Below are 26,207 nucleotides of genomic sequence, written 5' to 3' on the forward strand. Positions count from 1 at the left end.
CCGAGGTCACTCGGTTCAGAGCAGGAAGTCGGAAGCCGTCAGGTTGATCTCTCCGGCGAGCTCGATCTCGAAATCGGCCACGCGATCGCCATTCATATCGGCCGTGACCAAGGTATTACCGTCGGCGATGTCGTAGCGCACCTCGCCGGCGCCGCCGCTGAAGCCGTCCGTGCCGATGAAGACGAAATCCTGAAAATCGGGTGTTACGGTATCGGCATCCACCGGCAGGCTGATGTCGTCGGCGCCTTGCGTGAAATCGTAGATGACGTCGCGCGTGGCAGCTCCGGGTAGGCTCTCGCTTTCGGTCCAGTAGACGAAGACGTCCCGGCCCACGCCGCCATGGAGGAAATCCTTCCCGGCATCGCCCCAGAGCTCGTCCGTGTAATCGAAATTGGCGGTGTCGTCGCCGCCGCCATAGATCGTGTCCGTGCCGTTGCCGCCGCGAAGGAAATCGGCGCCGTTGCCGCCCTGGATCGTATCGTTCCCGTCGCCGCCAATGAGGATGTCGCGTTCCTCGCTGCCGGAGAGCAAGTCGTTGCCAGCTTCGCCATAGGCGATGCCACCACCGATCACCACGTCGTTCCCGTTGCCGGCATAGATCAGGTCGTACTGGCCGCCGCCGTCGATGAGGTCGTTGCCGTCGCCGCCATAAAGCTGGTCGACGCCTTCGCCGCCATAGAGACGGTCATTGCCGCCGCCGCCATGAATGACGTCGAAACCATCGCCACCGGACAGCATGTCGGCGAGCGTGCTGCCGGTCATATGGTCGTCGCCACCTCTGCCATAGGCGGTCCAACCGGTCGTGCCGGTCTCGGCCACCCAGGTATCGTCGCCCTCGGTGCCATCCCAACGGTTCTGCAGAACGTTCAGGCTCATGCCTCAAGTCTCCTTGACAGCTGGCCCACCCGCTTTCGATCTCCCCGCCGACAGGGTCGGTGTGGGTTACGACATCATGATGGCAGAAGAGCGCGGCCGGGGAATTCCCCGACCGCGCTCGCAAATTCTGCCGGCGCGCCTGCCGGCTATGGAACCGATTGTCGGCTTCAGCCTGCCACGGCGGTGTACTCGGTCTCGACCGAGGAATCGTGGAGATGGTGGTCGTAGCCGTAGATGTGGATCGAGATCGCGTCGCCTACGCCGCGGTTCTGCATGCGATGGATGTTCGGCCCCGTCGGCAGCATGCAGGCGACATAACCGGCCTGGCGCTCATATTCCTGCGTCGCCACTGCACGGCTGGCATCGATGGCGCGATACCAGGTTTCCGTCAGGGCGCCCGTGACCATGCCGAAGCAGCACGAGCAGTGATGATCATGGATGCAGGTCGTGGAACCTTCGCCCCAGACCATCGCCCAGACGCTGACGGCCTCGTTGCCGGCAAGCAGGTTGCGGGCATAGCTGCCTTGCTTGCGCAGCAGCGGGAGGGCCTGGATCAGGTCGGGAACAGCGACCAGCTCGTTGAGGACGGCGCGGGCCGCGGCGAGATAATCGCGCGAGCAGGTGCCCTCATGGGTCCGCAGGGCATTCAGCACCGTGCCGCTCCGCTCCTCGCCGAGAAAGCCCTGCATGTCCCTGATCTCCCGCCGCATCGAATGACAAGGGAATGATAGGCCGGGTCCGGTGGGAATGGTTTGCGATCCGTCGCTGCAAATGGCATAAAATTAGAAACTGATACCAATTTTTATCGATATATGAGAAATAGATTTCTATTCGCGTATAGCGAGTGATATTTCATTCCGAATGAGGCCCGCAGCCATGGCCAAGCTCGACGCCTTCGATCTGCGCATTCTCGCGCTGTTGCAGCAGGATGCCAGCAAGCCGCTGGCGGAGATCGCCGAGGCGGTCGGGCTGTCGCCGACGCCGTGCTGGCGGCGCATCCAGAAGCTGGAAGAGGCAGGCCATATCAGGCGGCGCGTCGCCTTGCTCGATCGCACCAAGCTGAAGGCCGGCGTCACCGTCTTCATCGCGGTCAAGACGGCGCATCATTCGATGGACTGGCTGGAGCGCTTCCACGCCGCCGTGCAGGACCTGCCCGAGATCGTCGACTTCTACCGGATGAGCGGCGAGATCGACTACCTACTCAAGGCCTATGTCTCCGACATCACCGCCTATGACGCGCTCTACAAGAAGCTGATCTCGCGCATCGAGCTCAACGACGTCACCTCCATGTTCGCCATGGAGGAGCTCAAATCGACCACGGCGATCCCGCTCGGCTTCGCCGCCGAAGGATAATGGCGCGGCTCAGCTGAAGCCTTTGCCCTCGGCCGCGAGCTTGCGCAGCAGCGGCGCCGGTTCCAGCGAGGCGTCGCCGCTCTCGGCCGCCTGCTGCTCCAGCCGCTTGACGATCATCCCCAGTCCGACGCTCTCGGCCCAGTGCATCGGCCCGCCGCGCCAGGCCGGCCAGTTGTAGCCGTTGAGCCAGACCGTATCGATATCGCTCGCGCGCGTGGCGATGCCCTCGTCGAGGATGCGTGCGCCCTCGTTGACCATCGGGTCGAGCAGACGCGCCAGGATCTCCTCAGCCGTGAAGCTGCGCCGCGTCACACCCTTGCTGGCGGAGACCTCGGCGATCAGCGCCTCGACCTCGGGATCGCGCTCACCGGCCCGGGCGCCTTCCGGATAGCGGTAATAGCCGCGCCCGGTCTTCTGGCCGAACCAGCCGCGCTCGCAGATCGCATCCGCCACTGCCGCGCTCTTGCCGCGCGCCTTGCGGCTGCGCCAGCTGATGTCGTTGCCGGCGAGATCAGACATGGCGAAGGGCCCCATCTTGAAGCCGAAGCCGGTCAGCGCCGCATCGACCTCATGCGGCAGCGCGCCGGCGACGAGCAGGCGTTCGGCGGCGCGGGTGCGCGCTTCCAGCAGGCGGTTGCCGACGAAGCCGAAGCAATTGCCGACCACGACCGGCACCTTGCCGAGTTTACGGCCAAGGCTGATCGCGGTGGCGATCACATCGTTCGCGACGCCGGCCGGCCGGACGATCTCCAGCAGCTTCATCACATTGGCCGGGCTGAAGAAGTGCATGCCGAGCACATCGGCCGGCCGGCTCGTCACGGCCGCGATCTCGGCGAGGTCGAGATAGGAGGTGTTGCTGGCGAGGATCGCGCCGGGCTTGGCGATTGTGTCGAGTGCTCCGAAGATCTCGCGCTTGACGCCCATCTCCTCGAAGGCGGCCTCGATCACGATGTCGGCCTCGGCGGCGGCGGCAAGCCCGACCGCCGGCGTGATCAGCGCCATGCGCTGCTCGCGCACCGCCTCGGTCATCGAGCCGCGCTTGACCGAGAAGCCATAGGTGTCGCGCACCCGGGCATGGCCCTTGTCGACCTGCTCCTGCGTGGTCTCGATCAACGTCACCGGGATGCCGGCATTGGCGAAGCACATCGCGATGCCACCGCCCATGGTGCCGGCGCCGATCACCGCGGCACGCGCGATCGGGCGCGGCTTCACGCTCTCGTCGATGCCGGGCACCTTCGCCGCCTCGCGCTCGGCGAAGAAGACATAGCGCAGCGCCTTGGAGCGCTCGTCGCCGAGGAGCTTCAGGAACAGCGTCCGCTCGGTCGCGAGCCCGTCCGCCAGCGGCAGCGTCAACGCCGCGCGCACCGCCTCGACCAGCGCCGCGACATTCGGCATCTCGCCGGATTTCGCCAGCGCATCCTTGGCCAGCGCCTCGAAGGCCTCACGCTCGGTGGCCGTCAGCTTGTCGCTGCGCGCGCTGGTCTTCACCGGTGCGCCCTTGCCCGCCAGTTCCTGCGCCAACGCAATCGCAGCCGCGGTGGCATCGCTGTCGACGAGCTTGTCGACCAGCCCGAGCGCCAGAGCCTTCTGGGCCGGGATCGGCTCGCCCGAGAGCATCATCGGGAAGGCGGCAGTGGCTCCGATCAGCCGCGGCAGGCGCTGCGTGCCACCGGCTCCCGGGATCAGGCCGAGCTTGATCTCCGGCAGGCCGAGCTTGGCCGCCGGGCTGGCCACGCGGCCGTGGCAGGCGAGCGCAACCTCGAGCCCGCCGCCCAGTGCGACACCCTCGATCGCCGCGACGACCGGTTTCGGCGCATTCTCGATCGCCGCCAGCAGGTCAGGCAGGATCGGCGGCGGCGGGGGCTTGCCGAACTCGCTGATATCGGCGCCGGCGATGAAGGCACGGCCCTTTGCGGCGATGACCAGCGCTGTCACGGCCGGATCGGCCATCGCCTTCGCCAGCGCATCATTGAGATCGGCCCGGAGCGCGGCCGAGAGCGCATTCACCGGCGGGTTGTCGAGCGTCGCGATGGCGATCTCGCCCTGGCGGGTCAATGTGACGGTAGGCATGCGATCTCCACCCTGTCCTGCCGGCGGCGCGATCGCGCCGCTCAATTAGTTGAAACTTAAAATAATGACGGAGACCCCGCAACGCCTGAGCCTAAGGGCTTCCTTGACCGGCGCAAGCGGCTCCCCCATCGTCTGCCGCCCGCTCCCGGCGGGAAGGACATTTGAGAAAGCTTGCATGACCGAGACCGTTCTGAGCGAGACCCCGGCCGAGGGCGTCAGGCAGATCACCATGAACCGGCCCGACCGGCGCAATGCGCTCGACCGCGCCACCTATCAGGGGCTGATCGACGCACTCGCCGCCGCTGATGCCGACGCCTCGGTCCGGGCCGTCGTGCTCACCGGTGCCGGTGGCTGCTTCACCAGCGGCAACGACATCAAGGACTTCGCCGCAGCGGCCGCGACCGGCGTCGGCGCCGAGATCGCCATCGACTTCCTGACCGCGATCTCGACGGCCAAGAAGCCGATCGTCGCGGCGGCGGAGGGCTTCGCGGTCGGCATCGGCACCACCATGCTGCTGCATTGCGACCTCGCCTTCGCCGGGCGTGGCGCCAGCTTCCGCATGCCCTTCGTCAGCCTCGGCCTCTGCCCGGAGGGTGGCTCGAGCTATCTCCTGCCGCTGATCGCCGGCAGCAAGCGCGCCGCCGAACTCTTGATGCTGGGCGAGGCCTTCGGCCCCGAGGTCGCTCAGGAAGCCGGGCTGATCAACGGCGTCACCGACGAAGGCGACGCACTCGCAGCTGCGCTGGAGAAGGCCAGGGCGCTGGCAGCCTTGCCGCCGCAATCGGTCGCACTGACCAAGTCGCTGCTCAAGCGCGGCAGCGCCGCTGCCGTGGCAGAGACGATCATGACCGAGGCGCGCCATTTCGGCGAGCGGCTGAAATCGGCCGAGGCGCAGGCCGCCTTCATGGCCTTCCTGACCAAGCGCTGACGGCGCGCGACGCCGGCGCCCGTCCGTCGCGCCGTTGTCGCGGGAATCGCGGAACGTCCTGCTCCTCGTCGCGTTGACGCACGTCAGCGATCGCAAGGAGCAGGATGTGAAGCTGAAGGTCGTCGCCACTCTGGTCTATCGCTTCGACCACGAAACCCCGGTGATCGTCGCGATCGAGCCGGCGCGATCCTCGGACCAGACGATCATCTCGGATCGCCTCCTGGTCGACCAGGGTGCCAAACTGATCCGTGACCTCGACGCCGAAACCGGCGCACGCCGTTTCCGGGCCGTGCTCTCGGGTCAGGTCTCGATCCAGTATCAGGGTACGGTCGACAATGGCACGCGCCACATCCTGCATGCCGATGCACGCCAGCATGCCTGGGCCGAACTGCCGGCCGAGGTGCTGCCCTACCTGCTGCCGAGCCGCTTCTGCCCCTCCGACAATCTGATGCGCTTCGCCCAACGCGAATTCAGCGACATCGAGGCGGGCGGCGCCAAGGTGCTCGCCGTCGTCGACTGGCTGCAGGAGCATGTCGATTACGTGCACGGCGTCAGCAATGCGCAGACCACGGCCGAGCAGACCTTCATCGACCGTGCCGGCGTCTGCCGCGACTTCAGCCATCTCGCCATTGCGCTCTGCCGGGCGCTCAACCTGCCGGCTCGCGCCGTCAGCGTCTATGCAGCCGAGCTCGACCCGCCGGATTTCCACGCCGTCTTCGAGGTCTATCTCGACGGACAGTGGTGGCTGGTCGATCCGACGCGGCTGGCCCCGGTCGAAGGCATGGTCCGCATCGCGGCAGGACGCGACGCGGCCGACATAGCCTTCCTGACCAGCGGGAATTTCTGCCAGTGCCTGAACCAGTGGGTCGAAGTCACCGAGATCGGCGATAGCGAGCCTGCGCGGGCGGCCTGACCCGGCGCGGGGCGAACTGCTCAGCCGCGGCAATCAATCATCGTCGTCATCGTCACGACGGCGCCTGCGTCGCCGCCAGCGATAGTAATCGTCATCGCGCCAGCGCCGCCGGTAGCCATCGTCGTCATAGCGGCGGCGATACCAGCGACGGCGCCGGCGATCGTCATCGTCGTCATCATCATCGGCCCGCACCGCTGTCGCGGTCAGCGCCGAACCCGCGATTGCCATGGGCAGCGCAAACAGCGCCAGCCGCAGCAGAGTTCGTCGTCCTTGGTCGGTCTCGCTCATTATCATCTCCCTCGTACCGGCCCTGCTCCATCGCAGCGGGGCAACTTGGCGGATTTGGGAAAAACGAGTGGCGAGCGGCCTTATTCCCGAGGGAGCACGATTTTTTTCGCAAGGGAGCTCAGGCGGGACGCGCCGTGACCAGCCTCCGCGCCCTGAGAAGGCTGCGCGCCAGCGCGGCCAGGAACAGCACCGCCTGCACCACGACGATGCAGGGTCCTGTCGCGACGTCCAGATGGAAGCTCAGGATCGTGCCTGCGACGCTCGACGTCACCGCCGCCGCGACTGCGACCAGCAGCATCAGGTCGAAACGGCGCGTCGTCAGGAAGCCAATCGCGCCGGGCGCGATCAGCATGGCGACGACCAGGATGATGCCGACCGCCTTGAGCGCCGCGACGATGGTCAGCGCCAGCATGGCGAGCAGGCCGAAATGCAGTGCCCTGACCGGCAGTCCGATCGCGCGCGCATGCGCCGGGTCGAAGGCGTGCAGCAGGAAGTCACGCCGCTTCGCCAACATGATGCCGGCGACCGGCAGGGCGATCAGCGCCGTCTCGGCGATATCGCCCCAGGTCACGCCGAGCATGTTGCCGAACAGGATATGCAGCAGGTGCTGGTCGCTATCGACCTTGACGAAGAGCACGAGGCCGAGCGCGAACATGCCGGAAAAGACGATGCCCATCACCGTGTCCTCCTTCACCCGGCTGTTCTCCTTGAGATAGCCGATGCCGAAGGCGCAGGTCAGGCCCGCTGCGAAGGCGCCGATGGCGAGCGGCAGGCTGGCGATATGGGCCAGCACGATGCCGGGCAGCACCGCATGCGAGACCGCATCGCCCATCAGCGACCAGCCCTTGAGCACGAGGAAGCAGGACAGCACGGCACAGACGAGTCCGACCATCACCGCGACGGCAAGGCCGCGCAGCATGAACTCGTGGGCGAAGGGCGCGAGCAGCCAGTCCTGGATCAGGCTCATGCCGCTACTCCCGTGCTAGCCGCCCGGCGCGCGCCGAGGCGGCCATGCTTTGGCGCGAACAGGAAGGCCGCGAGGAACAGCAGCGTCTGGAACACGACGATCAGCCCGCCGGTCGAGCCGTCGAGGAAATAGCTGGCATAGGCGCCGACCGCCGAGGTGACGACACCCATCGTCACCGCGATCGCAATCAGCCGGCCGAAGCGGTCTGTCAGCAGATAGGCGGTCGCGCCGGGGGTCACCACCATGGCGATGACGAGGCAGGCGCCAACCGTCTGCAGCGCCGCGACCGTGCAGGCCGAGAGCAGCACGAAGAACAGGATCTTCAATCGCGTCGGCGAGAGGCCGACGGCGCGCGCCTGGTTCTCGTCGAAGAAGACCAGCATCAGATCCTTCCAGCGCAGCAGCAGGATGGCGAGCGAGACGAAAGCGATGATCGCGACCTGCACGACGTCCTCGTCGGAGATGCCGAGGATATTGCCGAGCACGATCGACTGGACGTTGACCGAGGTCGGGTTGATCGAGACGATCATCAGGCCGACCGCGAAGAAGCTGGTGAAGACGATGCCGATGACGGCATCCTCGCGCAGTTGCGTGCGCACCCTGACCAGCGCCATGGCGAGCGCCGCCAGCAGGCCGGAGAAGAAGGCGCCGGCGGCATAGGGAACCTTCAGGAGATAGGCGAGCGCGACGCCGGGCACGATCGCATGCGCCAGTGCATCGCCCATCAGCGACCAGCCCTTCAGCATTAGGTAGCAGGACAGGAAGGCGCAGACGCCGCCGACCAGGGCCGAGACCCAGATCGCCTTGACCATGTACTGGTAGCCGAAGGGTTCGAGCAGGAGCTCCATCACGGCTGCCCATCCTTCCTGCCGGCGGCAGGCTTCTCATGGTCGCGATCGCCATAGAAGACGAGCGGACGCTCATCATCGGTGATCACGGTGACGCGCCGGTCGTCGGCATCGGCATGCAGGCTCGCCCCTTCCAGGCGGAAATGCCGGAGCGCGCCGCCGAAGGCCCGCTGCAGATTATCCTGGGTGAAGGTCGTCTCGGTCGGCCCCGCGGCGAGCACGGTCTTGTTGACGATCACGACCTGATCGCAGAAATCCGGGATCGAGCCGAGATTATGGGTCGAGACCAGCATCAGCCGTCCCTCGGCCCGCAGCTCCCGCATCAGCTGGACGATCTGGTCCTCGGTCTTGACGTCGACACCGGTGAAAGGCTCGTCGAGCAGGATCACCTGCCCGCCCTGCGCCAGCGCGCGCGCCAGGAAGACGCGCTTGCGCTGCCCGCCGGAGAGCTCGCCGATCTGGCGGCGGCGGAACTCCAGCATGTTGACCCGATCGAGCGCCTGCTCGGCCGCCTCGCGATCTGCCTTTCGTGGCAGGCGCATGAAGCCCATATGGCCGTAGCGCCCCATCATCACGACGTCGTCGACCAGCACCGGGAAGGTCCAATCGACCTCCTCGGCCTGCGGCACATAGGCAACGAGGCCGCGCTTCAGCGCCGCGCGCACCTCCATGCCGGCGATGCTGACCAGCCCTTGCGCCGGCTTCAGGAAGCCCATCAGCGTCTTGAAGATCGTCGACTTGCCCGAGCCGTTGATGCCGACCAGCGCGCAGATCGTGCCGGGGCCGAGCGCAAAGGAAGCATCGTTCACGGCAGTGACGCCATTGGCGTAACGGACGGTGACGCCGCTGACCACGATCGACGGCGTGGGCCCCTGCCCCGGCCGGATCTCGGCGCTCTGCAGGTTCACTGGCCGAACCCCTTCGCGATCGTGTCGACGGTGACCTCGAGCAGCTTGAGATAGGTCGGCACTGCGCCGCGCGCGTCGGAGAGCGAATCGACATAGAGCACGCCGCCATATTTGGCGCCGGTCTCGCGCGCGACCTGCCTGGCGGCGCGGTCCGAGATCGTGCTCTCGCTGAACACGGCCGGGAGCTTGTTCTTGCGGACGAGGTCGATCAGCCGGCGCACCTGCTGCGGCGTGCCCTGCTCGTCGGCGTTGATCGGCCAGAGATAGGCTTCGCGCCAGCCATAGTCGCGGGTGAGATAGCTGAAGGCGCCCTCGCTGGAGACGAGCCAGCGCTTCTCGGCCGGCACCTTGTCGAGGCGGGCGCGCAGAGGCGCATCCATCGCCTTGATCTGCGCGGAGTAGTCGGCGGCGTTCTTGGCATAGATCGCGGCATTGGCCGAATCGGCCTCCGACAGCGCCTTGCGGATGTTCTCGACATAGATCAGCGCGCTCGTCGTCGACATCCAGGCATGCGGATTGGGCTTACCCTCATAAGGTCCATCCTTGATGCCCATCGGCTCGATGCCGGCGGTTACCACCGCGCTCCGGACGTTCTTCACATTGTCGAAGAACTTCTCGAACCAGCGCTCGAGATTCATGCCGTTCCAGAGCACGAGATCGGCCGATTGCGCCTTCACCACGTCGAGCGGGGTCGGCTGGTAATCGTGGATCTCGGCGCCCGGCTTGGTGATGGATTCGACGATCGCGGCCGTGCCGGCGACGTTCTGGGCGATGTCCTGGATCACCGTGAAGGTGGTGACGACACGCAGCGGCTTGCCCGGCGCGGCCTGCGCCAGGGCGCTCCCGGCAGAAGCGGCAAGGCCAAGCGCCAGCGTCGTGGCGGCAGCGAGGCCAAGGAAACAGCGGCGCGCGAACATGGTCTCTCCAATAGCGAAACGGGGGATGAGGTAACGCTATTGCAAACCACTTGCATCTGTCAACGCTTCTGCAAACGATTTGCGATAATCAGGCTTTTGCAAATGCCTCTCAGGGTTGCTACCTCTCGCGCATGAAGGGAATCGACCAGCGCGTGACGGAGTTCGAGCTCCAGCTCCGCAAGGCGGGACTGCGCATGACGCAGCAGCGCCGGCTGATCCTGCGGGTCCTGGCCGAGGCCGACGACCATCCCGACGCGAAGGGCATCTTCACCCGCGCCTTCGTGCACGACCCGACGCTGTCGCTCTCGACCGTCTACCGGACGATGAAGCTCTTGGAGACGCAGGGCGCGATCGAGCGCCACGCCTTCGAGGACGGCGTCTCGCGCTATGAGCACGCCGACCAGCAGCACCATGACCATCTGATCGATGTCGAGACCGGCCAGGTCGTGGAGTTCTCCTCGCCCGAGATCGAGGCGCTCCAGGCCAAGATCGCAGCCGAACTCGGCTACGAGATCGTTCGCCACAAGCTCGAACTCTATGGCAGGAAGCTCGGCCGGAAAGGCCGTCGCAAACCCGGCGAAGGCTGAAGCCGGCTTTTGGCGGCAATGAGTTTACTGAATCTCAATCGCCAGCTTCGATAGCTCACGCAACGGCAACTTGCCTTTCGGAAGCGTGCGTCGGCTTTGAGTGATCGTTTCGAAGTGCCAGCCGCCATTCGCGCGCGGCCAGGCGCCAGCCTCGATACCAAGCTCGTTCTGGGCTGCATGGTCCTGCTCGCGCTCTCGCTTGCACTGGCACTCGGCCTGATCACCATCCTCGGCAATGACTATGCCCGCGCCAGCCGCAATCTCGAGGCTCTCACGGTCTACCGGAAAGTTCTGACCGCAGCGAACCGCCTCTCGGCCGAACGCGGCCCGATGAACAGCGTGCTCGGCGAGGAACCTGCAGCGGACAGCCCTGCCGCGCGCAAGCTCGCCGAATTCCGCGCATTGAGCGATCAGGCCCTGGCCGAGATCACACCCGATGACGGCAGTGAGATCACCCGGCATCTCGTCGCCCGCGACAAGCTGGGCAACGTCCACGCCAGCCTCGTCACGGCAAGACGCGCGGCGGATCGGCTGAGCGCATTGCCGCTGGCCCAGCGGGACACGATCGAGATCCGCAGCGTCATCGCCGGCATGTTCGGGGTCGTCGAGACGATGCGACCGGTGGTGGTCGCTGCGATGGCCGAGCTGACGGAGCACGACAGCTCGCTGGCAGGGCACGCCCTGACCGGGCTGATGCTTGGCGACCTGCGCGAATATGCGGGGCGGCTCGGATCCTTCCTCGCCCCGTCGATCGCTGCGCGCGAACCGCTCTCCGCAATGGCTTACGACGAGCTCATCCTGACCCATGGGCGTGTCCTGCAGATCTGGCAATCGCTGGAACAGCAGCTTGCCCTGCACGCCGACGCGCCCGAACTGGTCGCCGCCGTCGACGAGGCGAGAACCCGCTACTTCCGCGACGGGCTCGACCTCATCGCGCGGCTGAGTGCCGAGGGAAAGACGGGCTACTATTCGGTCACCACCGAACAGATGACCTTGCAGTACGTTCCGACGATGGCGCCGCTGGAACGCCTGCGCGAGAGCTTCCTCGACGACATGCTGGCGCACGCGCAGGCAACCCGCGCGAGCAGCATTCATTGGCTTCAGCTCGTCGCTGCCTTCACCATCCTGATCGTCCTCACCAATCTGCTCCTGCTCGAGCTGGCGCGCCGGCGCATCTTCCGCCCGCTGCTGCAGGCCCGCAATCACATCGTGGCACTCGCCGAGGAACGCAATCTCGACCGGCCGACGCGCGTCAGCAGGCATGGCGGCGAGATTCACGAGCTGTTCGCGGCACTCGAATCCCTGCGCCTCAAGCTACGCGAGCGCCTGCGTCTCACCGAACGCCTGAAGGTACAGGCCGAGACCGACGCGCTGACCGGCCTGCTGAACCGCCATACCTTCGATCGCCTCGGTCAGGACGATTCCGGCTTCGCCGACCTGCCCATCGAAACCGGCCTGATCCTGATGGACATCGATCGCTTCAAGCTGATCAACGACACCCATGGCCATATCGCCGGGGATCACGTCCTGCGGGCCACGGCGGGGCTGGTGGCGGAAATGGTTCGCAAGAACGACCTCGTCATGCGCTATGGCGGCGAGGAGTTCGCCATCGTCCTGCCGAGCACCTCCCTGCGCACGCTGACGCGGATCGCGGAAACGCTGCGCACGGCGATCGCCGAGCAGGCGATCATGCTCGACGACGGGACCGAGTTGCTCGTCACCGCCAGCTTCGGCGTGGCGACCGGCCGACGCGATGGCCTCGGCTGGAAAATGTTGATCGAAGCAGCCGACCAGGCGCTCTACACGGCCAAGGCCGAGGGCCGGAACCGGGTCGGTATCGCCGGCGAGCGCATGCTCGCCGGTAAGGTTGCAGCCGATCGGATCAGGGCGGCCTGAGGCCGCCCCAGCCTCAGCCCGCCTTGCGCTTGTTCTGGCGGTTGGCGATCAGGTCGTCGACGACGGCCGGATCGGCCAGGGTCGAGGTGTCGCCGAGCGCGCCGTACTCGTCCTCGGCGATCTTGCGCAGGATACGGCGCATGATCTTGCCGGAACGGGTCTTGGGCAGGCCGGGCGCGAACTGGATCAGGTCCGGCGAGGCGATCGGGCCGATCTCGTTGCGGACATAGGACACCAGTTCCTTCTTCAGGTCGGCTGAGGGCTTCTCGCCCGCCATCAGCGTGACATAGGCGTAGATTCCCTGCCCCTTGATGTCGTGCGGATAGCCGACGACCGCCGCCTCCGACACCTGCGGATGCGCGACCAGCGCCGACTCGACCTCGGCCGTGCCCATGCGGTGGCCGGAGACGTTGATCACGTCGTCGACGCGGCCGGTGATCCAGTAATAGCCGTCGGCATCGCGCCGGCAGCCGTCGCCGGTGAAATACTTGTTCGGATAGGTCGCGAAATAGGTCTCCTCGAAGCGCTTATGGTCGCCATAGACCGTGCGCATCTGGCCGGGCCAGCTCTCGGCGATGACGAGATTGCCCTCGGCCGCGCCCTCCAGCACCTTGCCCTCGGCATCGACCAGCTCCGGCTTGATGCCGAAGAAGGGGCGCGTCGCCGAGCCGGGCTTCAGCTTGGTCGCGCCCGGCAGCGGCGAGATCAGGATGCCGCCGGTCTCGGTCTGCCACCAGGTGTCGACGATCGGGCAGCGGCGCTCGCCGACGACGCGGTGATACCACTCCCAGGCCTCGGGATTGATCGGCTCGCCGACCGAGCCGAGCAGGCGCAGCGACTTGCGCTTGGTCTTCTTCACCGGCTCCTCGCCGGCGCCCATCAGCGAGCGGATCGCAGTCGGGGCGGTGTAGAAGATGTTGACCTTGTGCTTGTCGATGACCTCCCAGAAGCGGGAGATCGTCGGATAGGTCGGGATACCCTCGAACATCAGCGTCGTCGCGCCGTTGGCGAGCGGGCCGTAGAGGATGTAGCTGTGGCCGGTGACCCAGCCGACATCGGCCGTGCACCAGTAGATGTCGCCGTCATGGTAGTCGAAGACGTATTGATGCGTCATCGCGGTGTAGACGAGATAGCCGGCGGTCGTGTGCAGCACGCCCTTCGGCTTGCCGGTCGAGCCCGAGGTATAGAGCAGGAACAGCGGATCCTCGGCCTTGACCTCGACGGGCGGGCAATGGCCGGAAACCTTGGCGATCTCGTCATGATACCAGACGTCGCGGCCGTCCTTCATGGTGACGTTGCCGCCGGTGCGCTTGACCACGATCACCGTCGCGATGCCGCCCTTCACCTTGTCGTCGGCTGCATCGACATTCTTCTTCAGCGGCACGGAACGACCACCGCGCAGGCCTTCATCGGCGGTGATCACGACCTTTGAATCGGAATCCTCGATCCGGCTCGCGAGCGAATCCGGCGAGAAACCGCCGAACACCACCGAATGCATCGCGCCGATGCGGGCGCAGGCCAGCATCGCATAGGCGGCTTCCGGAATCATCGGCAGGTAGATCGTGACCCGGTCGCCCTTCTTGACGCCCTTGGCCTTGAGCACGTTCGCGAACTTGCAGACCTCGGTATAGAGCTGGCCGTAGCTGATCTTCTTCGACTCGCTGGGGTCGTCCCCTTCCCAGATGATCGCGGTCTGCTTGGCGCGCGTCGCCAGATGCCGGTCGATGCAGTTATAGGCGACGTTGGTGGTGCCGTCCTCGAACCATTTGATCGAGACCTTGCCCGGCTTGTAGCTGGTGTTTCGGACCTTAGTGTAGGGCTTGAACCAATCGATCCGCTTGCCCTGCTCGGCCCAGAACTTGTCGGGGTCCTTGATCGAGGCCGCATACATCTTCTTGTACTTGGCGTCGTTCAGATAGGCCTTCTTGGCCCAGGAAGCCGGCACATCATAGATCATCTCGGTCATAACAGGCGTCTCCCCAGACTTGGGCCGTCATCAGGACCGGCGTGCAGCTCGCGACGGCGATGCCACCGCGATCCGACCGGCCTTTTTCGAGTTGGTCGCATCATAGGGCGCGACGTCACGCCGACAAGCGCCGCGGGCTCGCACTTTCGTTGCTGCGACTTTCGGCGGAAACTGTGGCCGTCAGAGCCCGCCCATCTTGCAGACGAGAGCCCATTCGTCGTCCGTCACCGGCTGCACCGAGAGGCGGAAGGAGGTGACGAGCGACATCTTGGTGAGCTTGGGCTCGGCCTTGACCGCAGCGAGCGAGACCGGCTTCGGCATCGGCTTCAGCGCCTTGAAGTCGACCAGCACCCAGGGCGGACCGGCCTCGACCCAAGGGTAATGCTCCTTGATGACCTCGGCGATGCCGACGACCTCGAGGCCCTCATTCGAGTGATAGAAGAAGACCTGATCGCCCTGCTTCATCGCCATCAGGTTGAGCTTGGCGGTGTGGTTCTTCACCCCGTCCCAATGCGTGCCCTTGGCGCCGGCCTTGATGAGGTCGTCCCAGGAGTAGACCGATGGTTCCGATTTGATCAGCCAGTGCGCCATCAGCCTTCGTCCTCTTCCTTCAGGGGTACAGGCGGCCGCGATGCCGCCTCGCCCTGCTCGTTCCAGAATCGCACCATCTCGCGCGTCAGCCCGGCATAATCCTGCGGGCTGAGCTCGACGCGGACCTCGGCTTCGCCGAAGGGCAGGATCAGCACGAAGCGATGCGTGTCCTCGGCGCGCCGACGGCGCAGCTCGATCACCCGCTGGGCGATGCGCCCGGCGAGCGGCACCGGCTGGCTCTCGGCCACCAGCTCGGCGCCCGTGGTCTTGCGCACCTCGGCGATGCCACGCGCCACGCGCTTCGTCAGATCGGACCAGTCATTCGCCATGCGCGCCCTCTCCGCTCAGTTTTCCGCCCGCACCGGCCGCGCCAGCAGCTCCGCGACAGCTTCACGCACGCCGACCGTTCCGGCGATGACCGCAGCGACCGCTTCCGCGATCGGCATGTCGATCCTCTCCGCCCGCGCCATCTCGACCAGCACCGAGGCGGTAAAAGCGCCTTCGGCCAGCTTGCCGCCGGATGCTTCCATCGGCGGCTTGCCCTGCCCCAGTGCCTGGCCATAGGCGAAATTGCGCGACTGCGCCGTGGCGCAGGAGAGCACGACGTCGCCCAGCCCCGAAAGCCCCATCAGTGTCTCGGCCTGGGCGCCGTGCGCCTCGCCGAAACGGCGCAGCTCGGCGAAGCCGCGCGCCACCAGCGCGGCCCGGGCGCTCTCGCCGAGTCCAAGACCGATCGCGATGCCGGCGGCAATGGCGAGCACGTTCTTCGCGGCTCCACCGATCTCGACGCCGCGTGGGTCATTGCTGTGATAGATGCGCAGTGCGGACGAGTTCAGTGCCTCGGCCAGCGCCTTCGCCAGCCCTGCGTCGGCAGAGGCCAACGTCAGGGCCGTCGGCAGGCCGCGTGCGATGTCGGCGGCGAAGCTCGGGCCGGACAACACCGCCGGAACCGCCTGCGGCAGCGCCTCAGCGATGATCTGCGTGGTGAAGCGCCCGCTGCCCTGCTCGATGCCCTTGGCGGCAGAAATCACCGGCAGCCCGGCCGGCAGCACTGGAGCGAGCAGGGTCGCGGCCGAACGCAAGGCCTGCGTCGGCACCGCCAGAATCAGCGCCTCGGCCTGGCCCAGCGCCGCGATATCTGAAATCGGCTCGATCGCCTCCGGCAGCCTCGCACCCGGCAATCGCGGCGCCTCACGTTGCTTGCGCAAGCTCGCCACCGTCTCCTCGTCGCGAGCCCAGAGCAGAACGCGCCGCCCGGCCCGCGCCGCCGCGAGCGCGAGCGCCGTGCCGAAAGCGCCGGCGCCGGCGACGCCCACCGTCCGGTAGCGACCTTTTGCGCTCACGCCTTCGCCTTGAGTTCGTCGAGCGGCCAGCGCGGGCGCGCCACCGCGCTCATGTCGTCGACGAGGCCGAGGCGCAGGCGCTCCAGCCCGGCCCAGGCGATCATCGCGCCATTGTCGCCGCAGAGCGCCACTGGCGGCGCGACCATCGGCAGGCCAGCCTCGGTCGCCAGCCGCACCAGCCCGTTGCGGATCTGCTGGTTGGCGGCGACGCCACCGGCGACGACCAGCGAAGACGGCTTGATCCCGGCCTCGCGGCAGGCGCGCAGACCGGCCCGCGTGCGGTCGACCAGCACATCGACCACCGCCGCCTGGAAGGAGGCGCAGAGATCGGCGACGTCACGGTCGGACAAGGGCGCGATCCGCTCGGCCACCAGCCGCACCGCCGTCTTCAGGCCTGACAGCGAGAAATCCGGATTGGGCCGCCCGCTCATCGGGCGCGGAAACTCGAAACGCTCGGGATCGCCCGTCAATGCCTCGCGCTCGACGGATGGGCCGCCGGGATAGGGCAGGCCGAGCATCTTGGCGATCTTGTCGAAGGCCTCGCCGACCGCATCGTCGATGGTGGTGCCGAGGCGGAGATAATCGCCGACGCCGCGCACGGCGAGCAATTGCGTATGCCCGCCCGAGACCAGCAGCAGCAGATAGGGAAAGGCGAGATCGTCGGTCAGCCGCGCCGTCAGCGCATGGCCTTCGAGATGGTTGATCGCGATGAACGGCCGGCCCGTCACCAGCGCGATCGCCTTGGCCGTGGTGAGGCCGACCATGACGCCGCCGACCAGCCCCGGCCCGGCCGCTGCAGCAATGCCGTCGACCTCGGAGGGCTTCATGCCGGCGCTCTCGAAGGCGCGGGCCACGATCCGGTCGATCGCCTCGACATGGGCGCGCGCCGCGATCTCGGGCACGACACCGCCATAGGCGGCATGGGCCGCGATCTGGCTGAGAACCTCGTTCGACAGAATCTTGGCCTCGCCGGAGCGTTCGACGCCGACGATCGCGGCGGCCGTCTCGTCGCAGGTCGTCTCTATGCCCAGAACTCGCATGCTCGTCATGGTGTTGGGCGGGCATCGGCACTGGTCGCCGGGCTGCCGCCGAGGTGCGCGGTTTCGCGCGGGGATTTCCTCCGTATAGTGCTGCATGAAGGAGAAGGCCAATGCCCAGCGCTGGCCCATCTACACAGAACCGGAGACCTCGCAGCACATGACGGACATGCCGATCGCCGGTTACGCCATCCATGTCGGCGAATGCCTTGGTTCCGTCACGGAGGCCGCGCAGGGAGCGAGGATCGGGCGCGGATCTCGTATCCGTATCCAGCCCGGCAGCTTCGATCCGGCCTGAGCCGTCCGAGGAGACGATATGCGCGTTTTGGTGTTCAGACCGCTTGAGGATGCCGAGCGCAGTGCTCAGACCTTGCGCGAGCGTGGCAAGGCCCCGGTCGTCGCGCCGCTGTTCCAGGTCCTGCCAACCGGCGAGAAGCCGCCCAAGGGGCCGTTCGACGCGCTGGTGCTAACCAGCGCCAATGCCGTGCCGGCGCTGGAGAGCCTGCCGAAGAGCTGGCGCGGCGCCCTGCCCGCCTTCTGTGTCGGCACGCGCACGGCGGAAGCTGCCGGCAAGCTCGGCTTCACCGCCCACAGCGCCAGGGGTGGACGCGCCGAGCTGCTGGCGCTGATTCTGGAACAGTTGCCGAAGGGCCAGAAGCTGCTCCTCGTCGCCGGTCGCGACCGGTACGAGGACCTGCCGCAGCAATTGCGCGATGCCGGCCACGAGGTGACGATCTGGACCGCCTATGAGGCCAAGGCGGTCGAGGCTCTGCCCGCTGCCGCCGCGGATGTGTTGCGCGACGGCTCGGCCGATGCCGCCCTGCATTATTCGCCGCGCAGTGCCGAGATCTTTTTCGACCTCGCCGCCAAGGCCGGGCTGGCCGAGCAGGCGCAGGCCTTGCCGCAGCTGGCACTCTCGGCCGCGATCGCCGCGCCGCTGATCTCGGCCGGGTCCGACACCGTGCTCGTCGCCGAACATCCCGAGGAAGCCGCGCTCTTCGCCGCGCTCGACCAGCTTCCCGCTCGCACTTTGCTGAGCGGCGATGCTAAGGAGCCGGCAGCGGCGGACGACAGGGCGGACAAGGACGAGATGACGGCGGAACCGAGCAGCGACCAAGGCCAGACCGGCAAGCGCCGCAATCGCTCCGGCCGGACGCCGCCGACCATCGAGCTCGCTGCCACCCAGGCCGTGGAGACGCCGCCCGCGGAGGCTACCGCCTCGGCGACGAGCGCAGCCGAAGCCGAACGCATCGAGACCGCCGCCGAGGCCGTCTTGCCGACCGAGGCGCTTCCCGAGGAATTCACGCCGCCGCCGGTACCCGAGCAGCAGCGCCGCTACAGCCTGCCGACCGTCGCGCTCGCCGGCCTCGCCGGTGGGGTGATCGGCGCCGGCCTGGTGCTGCTGGCTCTGCGCCTCTTCGGCCCCGATGAGGGCGCGCGGTTGGCCGAGCTCACGAAACGCGTCGAGACCTTGCAGACGCAGAGCGCCGCGATCAGCGCCGTCGACCGCAAGGCCGCAGCCGCGGTCGAAAGCGCCGCCAAGGCCAGCAGCGAAGCGCAGGCGAATGCCGCCCGGCTAGCCGAGCTGGCCAAGACGCCTCCTGCCGGGGCAACCATCCCCGCCGGGCTGAACGAGAAGCTCGACCGCGCCGATAGCACAGCCGCCGCCGCTCGCGATGCGGCCGCGACGCTCGGCCAGCGCCTGGCCGGCGTCGAGGCCGCGGCGAAGAACGCCGCCCAGCCGAGCAGGCAGGCGCTCGCCGCGGCGCGCGTCGTCCTGGCCGAGCGCATCCGCGACGCGATCGGCTCCGGCCGGCCCTTCCAGGCCGATCTGACCGCGCTCGGCGACATCCCGGCCGATCAGAAGACAGCGCTCGCCGCCGTCGCCGGCTCCGGGGCTCCGACGCGCGACAAGCTGCTGGCGCAGTTCAAGGGCCACCACGCTTTGTTCGTGCGCGAGACCACGCCGGCCGCGAACAGCTGGGAAGACAAGCTGCTCGGCCTTGCCAGCCGCATCGTCACCATCCGCCCAGTGGGTGATTCCGGTTCCAGTGACCCCGCGACCCTGCCGATCCGGCTGGAAGGCGCGCTCGTCCAGAACGACGTCGTCAAGGCAGCCGATCTCTGGACCCAATTGCCCGAGCCGGCGCGGCGCGGCAGCGAAGCCTTCGGCGCGGCGCTGAAGCAGCGCGCGAGCGCGGAGACGACGATCAACCGCATCGCGCAGGATGCGGTCGCGGCGCTGGGCACGGCAGGCTGAGAGGATAGATCCCGATGGTTCGCGTACTGGTCTATCTCCTCGTCATCGCCGCCCTCGCCGCCGGCGCCGTCTGGCTCGCCGACCGGCCGGGTGAGGTCTCGATCCTCTGGCAGGGCTACCGCATCGAAACCAGCGTCGCGATCGCGGCGATCGGGGTCGTCGTGCTCGCCTTCCTCGCTTTGGTCGCCTGGGCGATCATGCGCTTCGTCTTCGGCCTGCCCTCCGCCTTCGGCTTCGCCTCGCGGGCACGGCGCCGGGCCCGCGGCTTCGAGGCGATCTCGCGCGGCATGGTCGCGATCGGCGCTGGCGACCCCGTCGCCGCCGGGCGCTATGCGGTCGATGCCCGCAAACTCGTCGCCAATGAGCCGCTGACCTTGCTGCTCGAAGCGCAATCGGCGCAGCTCTCGGGCGATCGTGGCCAGGCCGAGGCCGCCTTCAAGGCGATGCTCGACAAGCCGGAGACGCGCGTGCTCGGCCTGCGCGGCCTCTTCGTCGAGGCACGCCGGCGCGGCGACATGGCTGCCGCCCGCGCCTTTGCCGACGACGCAGTGCGCCGCTCGCCCTCGCTCGCCTGGGCCAATGACGCCCTGCTCGACTTTCACACTGCCGCCGGCGACTGGCAGGCGGCCCGCACCGCGGTCGAGCGCCGCGCCGCGCTGCGCCTTGCCGACAAGGGCGAGGCCAAACGCCAGCGCGCCGTCCTGCTCGCAGCCGAGGCGCTCGAGGCCAAGGACCGCGAGCCCGAAAAAGCGCTTGCCGCCGCGCTCGAAGCCGTCAAGCTCGCACCGGGCCTCACCCCCGCCGCAGCTCTCGCCGGCCGGATGCTCTCCGAGCGTGGCGATATCAAGAAAGCGGCACGCCTGCTGGAGGCAGCCTGGAAGCAGGTCTCGCATCCCGACATCGCCGGCGCCTATCTCGACGTCCGTCCCGGCGACAGCGCCCGCGACCGCCTCGCCCGCGCCGAGATGCTGACCAAGCTCAGGCCCGCCGATCCCGAGGGCGTGCTGGCGCTCGCGGGCGCCGCCATCCATGCCCAGGACTTCGCTCGCGCCCGGACCACGCTGAAGCCGCTGCTCGCCGGCGGCGCCTCGGTTCGCGCCTGCCTGCTGATGGCCGAGCTGGAGGAGGCCGAGCACGGCGCCACCGGCCGCGTCCGCGAATGGCTGTCCCGCGCTACCCGCGCCCCGCGCGACGCCGCCTGGGTCGCCGACGGCCTGGTCTCCGACCAATGGCTGCCGGTCTCGCCGATTTCGGGCCGGCTCGACGCCTTCGTCTGGACGGTGCCGCCGGCGACGCTTGGCAGCCAGGGCGCCCATCTCGACGACGATGTCCTCGCGGACATCGATGAGCCTTCTGCGCCACTGATCGAGGGCAAGGCCGAGGTCGCGGAGGCGGTGACGGTTCCGCCAGCAGCCGGGCTCGCTCCGCCTGCCGCGCCCGAACCGCCAAAGCCGGAAGCCAAGGTCGAGGCCAGGCCTGAGCCAGTCGCTGCAGCCGCCCCTCCCCCGGCCGAGCCGGTCGTCGAGATCGCTCCGGCAACGACGAAGCCGGCGCCGCAGCAGGCCAAGCCCGCCCCGGTCGTCTTCCCGGTCGCGCATGCGCCCGACGATCCCGGCCCGGAGCAGCAGGCGCCCGGTGAGACCAAGGGCCGCTTTCGGATTTTTAGCTGACGGTGCCACCATGGTCGAGAAACTCGGCACAGGAGAGGATCCCGCACTCCGCGCTATTGCAGCTCGGCCTCCTCTCGCCGAACTGACATTGTCGGACCTGCAGCGCATCGTCACTGAAGCTCGTGCAGGCGGCCTCTCCGAGCAAAGCGTCGCCGGGCTTCTGGCCGACGCGAAGGTCGCTGCTGAAACGAAGCGCAGGGCCAAAAAATAAGAGCCGTCATTCCGGCCGCAGCGGAGCGGAGCGCCGGAATCCATCGTAGAGTTCAGCGCCCCTCGATGGATTCCGGAACTGCGCGGCTGACGCCGCTTGTCCGGAATGACGATGGCAAGGGTGAAACCTAGCGGGCAGCCCTCAAGGTCTTCTATAGACAGCAGATGACTCCCTCCGAAGCTTCCACCCCGTCCCCCACCGCCACCGAACTCGTCATCGCGCCCGAGCAGGCTGGGCTGCGCCTCGACAAGGCGCTCACTCTGCTCGGCGGCGAGGTTTCGCGCGCCCGCCTGCAGCAGGTGATCAAGGAAGGCGGCGTCAGCATCGACGGGACGGTGGTCGCCGATGCCAGCCGCAAGGTCGCAGCCGGCCAGCGCCTATCCCTGGTCATGCCCGAGGCCAAGCCCGCCGCGCCGATCGGCCAGGACATCCCGCTCACCGTCGTCTTCGAGGACGAGCACCTGATCGTCATCGACAAGCCGGCTGGGCTCGTCGTCCACCCCGCCGGCGGCCATGAAGACGGCACGCTGGTCAACGCACTGATCGCCCATTGCGGGATGAGCCTCTCCGGCATCGGCGGCGTGCGCCGGCCCGGCATCGTCCACCGGCTCGACAAGGACACCAGCGGCCTGCTCGTCGTCGCCAAGAACGACAAGGCCCATCGCGGCCTCGCCAAGCAGTTCGCCGACCATGGCCGCACCGGGCCGCTGGAGCGGGCCTATCTCGCCCTCGTCTGGGGTTCACCGCGCCGGCAGACCGGCACGATCGACGCCCCGATCGAGCGCTCGAATCGCAATCGCGAGAAGATGATGGTGGTCGGCGAGGGCCGCGGCCGTGAGGCGATCACCCATATCGAGCTGATCGAACGCTATCCGCCCCTGCTGCGCGGCCATGAGGAGGTCGAAGCGCTGGCGAGCCTGGTCGAATGCCAGCTCGAAACCGGCCGCACCCATCAGATCCGCGTCCATATGAGCTATATCGGCCACCCGCTGCTCGGCGACCAGCTCTATGGCTCCGGCTTCATGACCAAGGCGAGCCGTCTGCCCGAGAAAGCCCAGGCCGCGCTCGCCGATCTCGGCCGTCAGGCCCTGCATGCGCGCCTGCTCGGCTTCGAGCATCCGGTCACCGGGGAGGAATTGCGCTTCGAGTCGGAACCGCCAGCCGACTTTGCACGTTTGCAAGCAGAACTCTCGATCCTGTGACCGATTTTTGCTGAGCTGCCCACTTTCCGCCACCCTCGCATCGTCTATACTGCGTTGCGAAAGCGGATGGCTAAAGGGGCGCCGCTGGGCATGAAGCAGGCGACTGGACGGAAGTCGTCGCCGAGGCTGCATGCCGGACGATCCTGCCCGATGGAACATCGGGTGGTTGGCTCGCCGTCAAGCGGGAGCCGGAAAGGAGTACGAGCATGGCGACTGCGTCGTTGCCCGTCATGTCCGCGGAGGGCGGACTTTCACGTTATCTGGATGAGATCCGTCGGTTCCCGATGCTGGAGCCGAATGAGGAATTCATGCTGGCCAAGAGCTGGCGCGAGCATGGCGACCGCAACGCGGCGCACAGGCTCGTGACTTCGCATTTGCGCCTCGTCGCCAAGATCGCCATGGGCTATCGCGGCTACGGACTGCCGATGGGCGAAGTCGTGTCGGAAGGCAATGTCGGCCTGATGCAGGCGGTCAAGCGCTTCGAGCCCGACAAGGGCTTCAGGCTCGCGACCTATGCGATGTGGTGGATCAAGGCCTCGATCCAGGAATACATCCTGCGTTCCTGGTCGCTGGTGAAGATGGGCACCACCGCCAACCAGAAGAAGCTGTTCTTCAACCTGCGCAAGGCCAAGAGCAAGATTTCTGCACTGGGCGAGGGTGATCTCAAGCCCGATCAGGTCAAGACCATCGCGACCAAGCTCGGCGTCAACGAGCAGGACGTGATCGACATGAATCGCCGCCTCGGCGGCGATGCTTCGCTGAACACGCCGCTGCGCGAGGATGGCGAGGGCGAGTGGCAGGACTGGCTCGTCGACGACAGCGAAAGCCAGGAGCGCCGCCTCGCCGATTCCGAAGAGAGCGACAACCGCCATCTGGCGCTGCGCGAGGCGCTGGGCGTCCTGAACGACCGCGAGCGCCGCATCTTCGAGGCGCGCCGCCTCGCCGAGGATCCGATCACCCTGGAGGAGCTCTCCGAGGAGTTCGGCGTCTCGCGCGAGCGCGTCCGCCAGATCGAGGTCCGCGCCTTCGAGAAGGTGCAGGACGCGGTCAAGAAGGCACTGGTGAAGATCGAGGCGCCGCGGGCCGCACTGCCCGCGGCCTGATCAGTATAGAGGTTGCAAGGGCTGCAGAGGCAGCCTGAGCGGGCCGAGAAAGACCCTGCCTTCGCGCAGGACCAGCGGCGGCAGCGGCGAAAGCCCTGCCGCCGTATTGCTTTGCCCGCCATCGCCGGTACGCCCGCCGAGCAGGGCACCGAGCCCGGCCGTCAACCCGCCGACCTTGATGCCGGCGATACGATCGACGCCGGCCACCGCCGCCACGACCTTGCCGGCCGGCCGGTGCGCCTCGTCGAGCGTCAACTGGCCGCTCGCCTCCAGCCGCGTCGGCCCCTTGGTCAGAACGAGCTTGGTCACATCCAGGATACCGCCGGCCGTGCGCCAGGCTTCGAGCGCATCGGGGTTGAAGCCGCGCCGGAAGGACAAGGCACGCGACAGGCTGGCCTGCAGATCGAGATCGGCGAGCTGGCCATTGCCGATCAGAGCCTCCAGCGCCGGCAGCACGCCGCCCTTGGCATTGAGCGCGAGATCGACCGTGCCGTCACTGGCAAAGCGCTGCGGATTGGGCCGCAGATGCGCTTCGGCTGCACTCGCACGCCAGGTCTCGGCGGCACCCTGCCCCGGCTCGGTGACGGTCAGCACCGGCTCGCCCAGCACCAGCGAGAAGCGCTCGAAGGCCAGCCCACTGAGATGCAGGCTCGCGGCCAGCCCCTTCCAGTCGAGCGCGGCCTTGCGGCCTTGCGGCAGGCTGGCCAGCATCGGCCCGGTCATCTGCAGGATGATGTGACCGGGCGTCCAGACCTGCGCGACCGCCACCGCCGGGCCGGCATCGAGCTTGACCTCGTCACCCCAGCGCGAGGAGGTCAGCGTCAGGCTGGCGCAGCGCACCTCGATGCGAAAGGGATAGCCGCCGACGCTGCGGTCCCGGCAGGTCCAGTTGCGGCCCGCCCGCGCCTCGCGTGCGATGCCGGCATCGAGCTCCTGGTCGACCTTGCTGCGCGCAAAGCCCCAGATGCCGGACCAGCCGGCGGCAAGGAGCGCCAGCAGCACGAAGGGCGCATAGAGCCAGAAGCGGCCATGCCGGCGCACGGGCGAGGGATCGGACATGCGCGGGCGCTCCATTGCGAAAATCTCGGCAGGTTGATAGCGACCGGGGCCGCGGCACGCCAGCGCTGACGCAGATTATCCGCCAACCGGTCGCGACGCCTCTCTGGCGAGGCAAACGGGCTAAATTGTGAGGGAACGGATGACGGCGCCGCTTCCGCCGGAAGATCTCTGGGTGTTCGGCTACGGTTCGCTGATCTGGCGGCCCGGCTTCGCCTTTGTCGAGCGCTCCGGCGCCCGCCTGCACGGCTATCACCGCGCGCTCTGCATCTATTCGCATGTCCATCGCGGCACACCCGAGGTGCCGGGACTGGTGCTGGGCCTCGATCGCGGCGGCATCTGCCGCGGCGTCGCCTTCCGCGTCCCTGCCGAGCAGGCGAAGGAGACGATCGACTACCTGCGCGCCCGTGAGCAGGCGACCGCAGTCTATCTCGAGCGGCGTCTGACGCTGCGGCTCGACGATGGCCGGCGCCTCAATGCGCTCGCCTACATCGCCGACCGCAACCATGAGCAATATGCCGGCCGGCTACCCGAGGAGGCGGTGCTCGCCCTCGTGCGCCAGGGCAAGGGCGTCTCGGGCGAGAACCCGGACTATGTCCGGCGCACTCATGAGCATCTGCACGAAATGGGCATCCACGACCCGTTGCTGGCGCATCTCGTGGCGGAGCTGGACAGAGCGAGCCTGCCAGGGGCGTCCTGAGCGCTCACGCCTCCGGCATCAGGTCGCAGAGCGCGGCGCGGCGCCCGGCGCTGTCTTCCGCCAGGAGATGGACATGGATCTCGCTGGCGCCGGCCATGGCGACGGCGTCGCGCCAGCGCGTCAGCGCTGCATCGATACCGAACGGGCCGCTGTCGCGCGCCGCGACGATCCTGCGATCCGGCGACACCGCCAGCAGCACGGCATCGGTGAACCCCAGCGCATGCCCATCTTGGATGGCGAAGACCGAGGCGACATAACGCCGCCCCGAGCGACCGCGCCAGGCGGTGAAGCGGCGTTCTGCGAGCTGCGCGGTGGCGCGCAGCGGCATCTCGCGCACCTGCCCCGGCAAGGCTGAAGCATCGTCGAACAGCGGAGCCGCGCGCTCCGCCTTGGCGGGCTGCAGCGCCTCCAGCAGGTTGAGCTGGCGCGGCATCTTGTCGAGCGACCGGTTGCGGTCGAATGGGAAACGGGCTCGGGCCAAAGCAGCCATGTCGTTCCTCCTTTGTTCTAGAACAAA

Annotated in this window: 27 protein-coding genes; 12 read left to right on the plus strand and 15 right to left on the minus strand. The window is 67.5% G+C overall.

Annotated features, from left to right (window positions below):
- Positions 1 to 15 precede the first annotated feature (15 nt).
- Both VGV58_RS19365 and VGV58_RS19370 read right to left on the minus strand, forming a co-directional pair.
- Positions 16 to 876 (minus strand): calcium-binding protein, encoded by an 861-nt coding sequence (locus VGV58_RS19365; RefSeq protein ID WP_326875659.1) that lies wholly within the window; start codon positions 874 to 876, stop codon positions 16 to 18.
- Between the two features lie 167 nt (positions 877 to 1,043).
- Positions 1,044 to 1,565 (minus strand): cysteine dioxygenase, encoded by a 522-nt coding sequence (locus VGV58_RS19370; protein WP_326875660.1) that lies wholly within the window; start codon positions 1,563 to 1,565, stop codon positions 1,044 to 1,046.
- 187 nt (positions 1,566 to 1,752) lie between these two features.
- Between VGV58_RS19370 and VGV58_RS19375 the strand changes: the two genes are divergently transcribed.
- Positions 1,753 to 2,229, plus strand: a complete 477-nt coding sequence (locus VGV58_RS19375; RefSeq protein ID WP_326875661.1) for an Lrp/AsnC family transcriptional regulator — start codon at positions 1,753 to 1,755, stop codon at positions 2,227 to 2,229.
- 9 nt (positions 2,230 to 2,238) lie between these two features.
- Here the strand turns inward: VGV58_RS19375 and VGV58_RS19380 are convergent, their stop codons facing one another.
- The gene (locus VGV58_RS19380; RefSeq protein ID WP_326875662.1) at positions 2,239 to 4,299 is read right to left on the minus strand and encodes a 3-hydroxyacyl-CoA dehydrogenase NAD-binding domain-containing protein; all 2,061 of its coding nucleotides are present in this window, start codon (positions 4,297 to 4,299) and stop codon (positions 2,239 to 2,241) included.
- A gap of 175 nt (positions 4,300 to 4,474) precedes the next feature.
- On the opposite strand from VGV58_RS19380, the gene VGV58_RS19385 reads away from it, so the two are divergent.
- Complete coding sequence (locus tag VGV58_RS19385; protein ID WP_326875663.1) at positions 4,475 to 5,227, plus strand: enoyl-CoA hydratase-related protein; 753 nt, start codon at positions 4,475 to 4,477, stop codon at positions 5,225 to 5,227.
- 106 nt (positions 5,228 to 5,333) lie between these two features.
- Positions 5,334 to 6,140, plus strand: a complete 807-nt coding sequence (locus VGV58_RS19390) for a transglutaminase-like domain-containing protein (RefSeq protein ID WP_326875664.1) — start codon at positions 5,334 to 5,336, stop codon at positions 6,138 to 6,140.
- Between the two features lie 33 nt (positions 6,141 to 6,173).
- Here VGV58_RS19390 and VGV58_RS19395 read toward each other — a convergent pair whose 3' ends face one another.
- The 5 genes from VGV58_RS19395 to VGV58_RS19415 all read right to left on the minus strand — a co-directional run bounded on the left by VGV58_RS19395 (position 6,174) and on the right by VGV58_RS19415 (position 10,068).
- Positions 6,174 to 6,428, minus strand: a complete 255-nt coding sequence (locus VGV58_RS19395) for a hypothetical protein (RefSeq protein WP_326875665.1) — start codon at positions 6,426 to 6,428, stop codon at positions 6,174 to 6,176.
- 118 nt (positions 6,429 to 6,546) lie between these two features.
- On the minus strand, positions 6,547 to 7,395 hold the full coding sequence (locus tag VGV58_RS19400; protein WP_326875666.1) for a metal ABC transporter permease: 849 nt from the start codon (positions 7,393 to 7,395) through the stop codon (positions 6,547 to 6,549).
- Positions 7,392 to 8,243 (minus strand): metal ABC transporter permease, encoded by an 852-nt coding sequence (locus tag VGV58_RS19405; protein ID WP_414644045.1) that lies wholly within the window; start codon positions 8,241 to 8,243, stop codon positions 7,392 to 7,394. The genes VGV58_RS19400 and VGV58_RS19405 overlap by 4 nt, the downstream gene beginning before the upstream one ends.
- The gene (locus VGV58_RS19410; RefSeq protein ID WP_326875668.1) at positions 8,243 to 9,151 is read right to left on the minus strand and encodes a manganese/iron ABC transporter ATP-binding protein; all 909 of its coding nucleotides are present in this window, start codon (positions 9,149 to 9,151) and stop codon (positions 8,243 to 8,245) included. Before VGV58_RS19410 ends, VGV58_RS19405 begins: the two co-directional genes overlap by 1 nt.
- Entirely contained in the window at positions 9,148 to 10,068 is a 921-nt protein-coding gene (locus tag VGV58_RS19415; RefSeq protein WP_326875669.1) for a metal ABC transporter substrate-binding protein, read from the minus strand. The genes VGV58_RS19410 and VGV58_RS19415 overlap by 4 nt, the downstream gene beginning before the upstream one ends.
- A 131-nt stretch (positions 10,069 to 10,199) precedes the next feature.
- Between VGV58_RS19415 and VGV58_RS19420 the strand changes: the two genes are divergently transcribed.
- Complete coding sequence (locus VGV58_RS19420; RefSeq protein WP_326875670.1) at positions 10,200 to 10,655, plus strand: Fur family transcriptional regulator; 456 nt, start codon at positions 10,200 to 10,202, stop codon at positions 10,653 to 10,655.
- A gap of 114 nt (positions 10,656 to 10,769) precedes the next feature.
- Positions 10,770 to 12,551 carry a GGDEF domain-containing protein gene (locus tag VGV58_RS19425; RefSeq protein ID WP_326875671.1) on the plus strand — a complete coding sequence of 594 codons (1,782 nt, stop codon included), beginning with the start codon at positions 10,770 to 10,772 and terminating at the stop codon, positions 12,549 to 12,551.
- Positions 12,552 to 12,564: 13 nt separating this feature from the next.
- On the opposite strand, the gene acs is transcribed toward VGV58_RS19425, so the two are convergent.
- The 5 genes from acs to tsaD form a co-directional block, all read right to left on the minus strand.
- Positions 12,565 to 14,517 (minus strand): acetate--CoA ligase, encoded by a 1,953-nt coding sequence (gene acs / locus VGV58_RS19430; RefSeq protein ID WP_326875672.1) that lies wholly within the window; start codon positions 14,515 to 14,517, stop codon positions 12,565 to 12,567.
- A gap of 180 nt (positions 14,518 to 14,697) precedes the next feature.
- A complete protein-coding gene (locus tag VGV58_RS19435; protein ID WP_326875673.1) occupies positions 14,698 to 15,108 on the minus strand; it encodes an EVE domain-containing protein in 411 nt (136 codons plus the stop codon).
- Positions 15,108 to 15,437 (minus strand): hypothetical protein, encoded by a 330-nt coding sequence (locus VGV58_RS19440; RefSeq protein WP_326875674.1) that lies wholly within the window; start codon positions 15,435 to 15,437, stop codon positions 15,108 to 15,110. The genes VGV58_RS19435 and VGV58_RS19440 overlap by 1 nt, the downstream gene beginning before the upstream one ends.
- Before the next feature lie 15 nt (positions 15,438 to 15,452).
- The gene (locus VGV58_RS19445) at positions 15,453 to 16,451 is read right to left on the minus strand and encodes an NAD(P)H-dependent glycerol-3-phosphate dehydrogenase (protein ID WP_326875675.1); all 999 of its coding nucleotides are present in this window, start codon (positions 16,449 to 16,451) and stop codon (positions 15,453 to 15,455) included.
- Complete coding sequence (tsaD, locus tag VGV58_RS19450) at positions 16,448 to 17,491, minus strand: tRNA (adenosine(37)-N6)-threonylcarbamoyltransferase complex transferase subunit TsaD (protein ID WP_326876173.1); 1,044 nt, start codon at positions 17,489 to 17,491, stop codon at positions 16,448 to 16,450. The genes VGV58_RS19445 and tsaD overlap by 4 nt, the downstream gene beginning before the upstream one ends.
- A gap of 94 nt (positions 17,492 to 17,585) precedes the next feature.
- On the opposite strand from tsaD, the gene VGV58_RS19455 reads away from it, so the two are divergent.
- From VGV58_RS19455 to rpoH, 6 genes are all read left to right on the plus strand, one after another.
- The gene (locus VGV58_RS19455) at positions 17,586 to 17,786 is read left to right on the plus strand and encodes a hypothetical protein (protein ID WP_326875676.1); all 201 of its coding nucleotides are present in this window, start codon (positions 17,586 to 17,588) and stop codon (positions 17,784 to 17,786) included.
- A gap of 30 nt (positions 17,787 to 17,816) precedes the next feature.
- The gene (locus VGV58_RS19460) at positions 17,817 to 19,748 is read left to right on the plus strand and encodes a uroporphyrinogen-III synthase (RefSeq protein ID WP_326875677.1); all 1,932 of its coding nucleotides are present in this window, start codon (positions 17,817 to 17,819) and stop codon (positions 19,746 to 19,748) included.
- 14 nt (positions 19,749 to 19,762) lie between these two features.
- Positions 19,763 to 21,418 (plus strand): heme biosynthesis protein HemY, encoded by a 1,656-nt coding sequence (locus VGV58_RS19465; RefSeq protein WP_326875678.1) that lies wholly within the window; start codon positions 19,763 to 19,765, stop codon positions 21,416 to 21,418.
- A 10-nt stretch (positions 21,419 to 21,428) separates the two neighbouring features.
- A complete protein-coding gene (locus VGV58_RS19470) occupies positions 21,429 to 21,629 on the plus strand; it encodes a hypothetical protein (protein ID WP_326875679.1) in 201 nt (66 codons plus the stop codon).
- A gap of 164 nt (positions 21,630 to 21,793) precedes the next feature.
- On the plus strand, positions 21,794 to 22,831 hold the full coding sequence (locus VGV58_RS19475) for an RluA family pseudouridine synthase (RefSeq protein WP_326875680.1): 1,038 nt from the start codon (positions 21,794 to 21,796) through the stop codon (positions 22,829 to 22,831).
- A 206-nt stretch (positions 22,832 to 23,037) separates the two neighbouring features.
- The gene (gene rpoH, locus VGV58_RS19480; RefSeq protein WP_326875681.1) at positions 23,038 to 23,934 is read left to right on the plus strand and encodes an RNA polymerase sigma factor RpoH; all 897 of its coding nucleotides are present in this window, start codon (positions 23,038 to 23,040) and stop codon (positions 23,932 to 23,934) included.
- Here rpoH and VGV58_RS19485 read toward each other — a convergent pair whose 3' ends face one another.
- Positions 23,935 to 24,993 (minus strand): DUF2125 domain-containing protein, encoded by a 1,059-nt coding sequence (locus VGV58_RS19485; RefSeq protein WP_326875682.1) that lies wholly within the window; start codon positions 24,991 to 24,993, stop codon positions 23,935 to 23,937.
- 139 nt (positions 24,994 to 25,132) lie between these two features.
- Here VGV58_RS19485 and VGV58_RS19490 point away from each other — a divergent pair, with 139 nt between their 5' ends.
- Positions 25,133 to 25,690 (plus strand): gamma-glutamylcyclotransferase, encoded by a 558-nt coding sequence (locus VGV58_RS19490; protein ID WP_326875683.1) that lies wholly within the window; start codon positions 25,133 to 25,135, stop codon positions 25,688 to 25,690.
- Between the two features lie 4 nt (positions 25,691 to 25,694).
- On the opposite strand, the gene VGV58_RS19495 is transcribed toward VGV58_RS19490, so the two are convergent.
- Positions 25,695 to 26,180 (minus strand): hypothetical protein, encoded by a 486-nt coding sequence (locus VGV58_RS19495; RefSeq protein WP_326875684.1) that lies wholly within the window; start codon positions 26,178 to 26,180, stop codon positions 25,695 to 25,697.
- Positions 26,181 to 26,207: the final 27 nt, after the last annotated feature.

This window comes from Allobosea sp., from assembly GCF_035944895.1.
In the GTDB taxonomy this organism is placed as follows: Bacteria; Pseudomonadota; Alphaproteobacteria; order Rhizobiales; family Beijerinckiaceae; genus Allobosea.

Bases quoted from the DNA above. Each gene is read 5' to 3' on its own strand.
- VGV58_RS19365 (WP_326875659.1), bottom strand. From the start codon at position 876: ATGAGCCTGAACGTTCTGCAGAACCGTTGGGATGGCACCGAGGGCGAC.
- VGV58_RS19370 (WP_326875660.1), bottom strand. From the start codon at position 1,565: ATGCAGGGCTTTCTCGGCGAGGAGCGGAGCGGCACGGTGCTGAATGCC.
- VGV58_RS19375 (WP_326875661.1), top strand. From the start codon at position 1,753: ATGGCCAAGCTCGACGCCTTCGATCTGCGCATTCTCGCGCTGTTGCAG.
- VGV58_RS19380 (WP_326875662.1), bottom strand. From the start codon at position 4,299: ATGCCTACCGTCACATTGACCCGCCAGGGCGAGATCGCCATCGCGACG.
- VGV58_RS19385 (WP_326875663.1), top strand. From the start codon at position 4,475: ATGACCGAGACCGTTCTGAGCGAGACCCCGGCCGAGGGCGTCAGGCAG.
- VGV58_RS19395 (WP_326875665.1), bottom strand. From the start codon at position 6,428: ATGAGCGAGACCGACCAAGGACGACGAACTCTGCTGCGGCTGGCGCTG.
- VGV58_RS19400 (WP_326875666.1), bottom strand. From the start codon at position 7,395: ATGAGCCTGATCCAGGACTGGCTGCTCGCGCCCTTCGCCCACGAGTTC.
- VGV58_RS19405 (WP_414644045.1), bottom strand. From the start codon at position 8,243: ATGGAGCTCCTGCTCGAACCCTTCGGCTACCAGTACATGGTCAAGGCG.
- VGV58_RS19415 (WP_326875669.1), bottom strand. From the start codon at position 10,068: ATGTTCGCGCGCCGCTGTTTCCTTGGCCTCGCTGCCGCCACGACGCTG.
- VGV58_RS19420 (WP_326875670.1), top strand. From the start codon at position 10,200: ATGAAGGGAATCGACCAGCGCGTGACGGAGTTCGAGCTCCAGCTCCGC.
- acs (WP_326875672.1), bottom strand. From the start codon at position 14,517: ATGACCGAGATGATCTATGATGTGCCGGCTTCCTGGGCCAAGAAGGCC.
- VGV58_RS19435 (WP_326875673.1), bottom strand. From the start codon at position 15,108: ATGGCGCACTGGCTGATCAAATCGGAACCATCGGTCTACTCCTGGGAC.
- VGV58_RS19440 (WP_326875674.1), bottom strand. From the start codon at position 15,437: ATGGCGAATGACTGGTCCGATCTGACGAAGCGCGTGGCGCGTGGCATC.
- tsaD (WP_326876173.1), bottom strand. From the start codon at position 17,491: ATGCGAGTTCTGGGCATAGAGACGACCTGCGACGAGACGGCCGCCGCG.
- VGV58_RS19455 (WP_326875676.1), top strand. From the start codon at position 17,586: ATGAAGGAGAAGGCCAATGCCCAGCGCTGGCCCATCTACACAGAACCG.
- VGV58_RS19465 (WP_326875678.1), top strand. From the start codon at position 19,763: ATGGTTCGCGTACTGGTCTATCTCCTCGTCATCGCCGCCCTCGCCGCC.
- VGV58_RS19470 (WP_326875679.1), top strand. From the start codon at position 21,429: ATGGTCGAGAAACTCGGCACAGGAGAGGATCCCGCACTCCGCGCTATT.
- VGV58_RS19475 (WP_326875680.1), top strand. From the start codon at position 21,794: ATGACTCCCTCCGAAGCTTCCACCCCGTCCCCCACCGCCACCGAACTC.
- rpoH (WP_326875681.1), top strand. From the start codon at position 23,038: ATGGCGACTGCGTCGTTGCCCGTCATGTCCGCGGAGGGCGGACTTTCA.
- VGV58_RS19485 (WP_326875682.1), bottom strand. From the start codon at position 24,993: ATGTCCGATCCCTCGCCCGTGCGCCGGCATGGCCGCTTCTGGCTCTAT.
- VGV58_RS19490 (WP_326875683.1), top strand. From the start codon at position 25,133: ATGACGGCGCCGCTTCCGCCGGAAGATCTCTGGGTGTTCGGCTACGGT.
- VGV58_RS19495 (WP_326875684.1), bottom strand. From the start codon at position 26,180: ATGGCTGCTTTGGCCCGAGCCCGTTTCCCATTCGACCGCAACCGGTCG.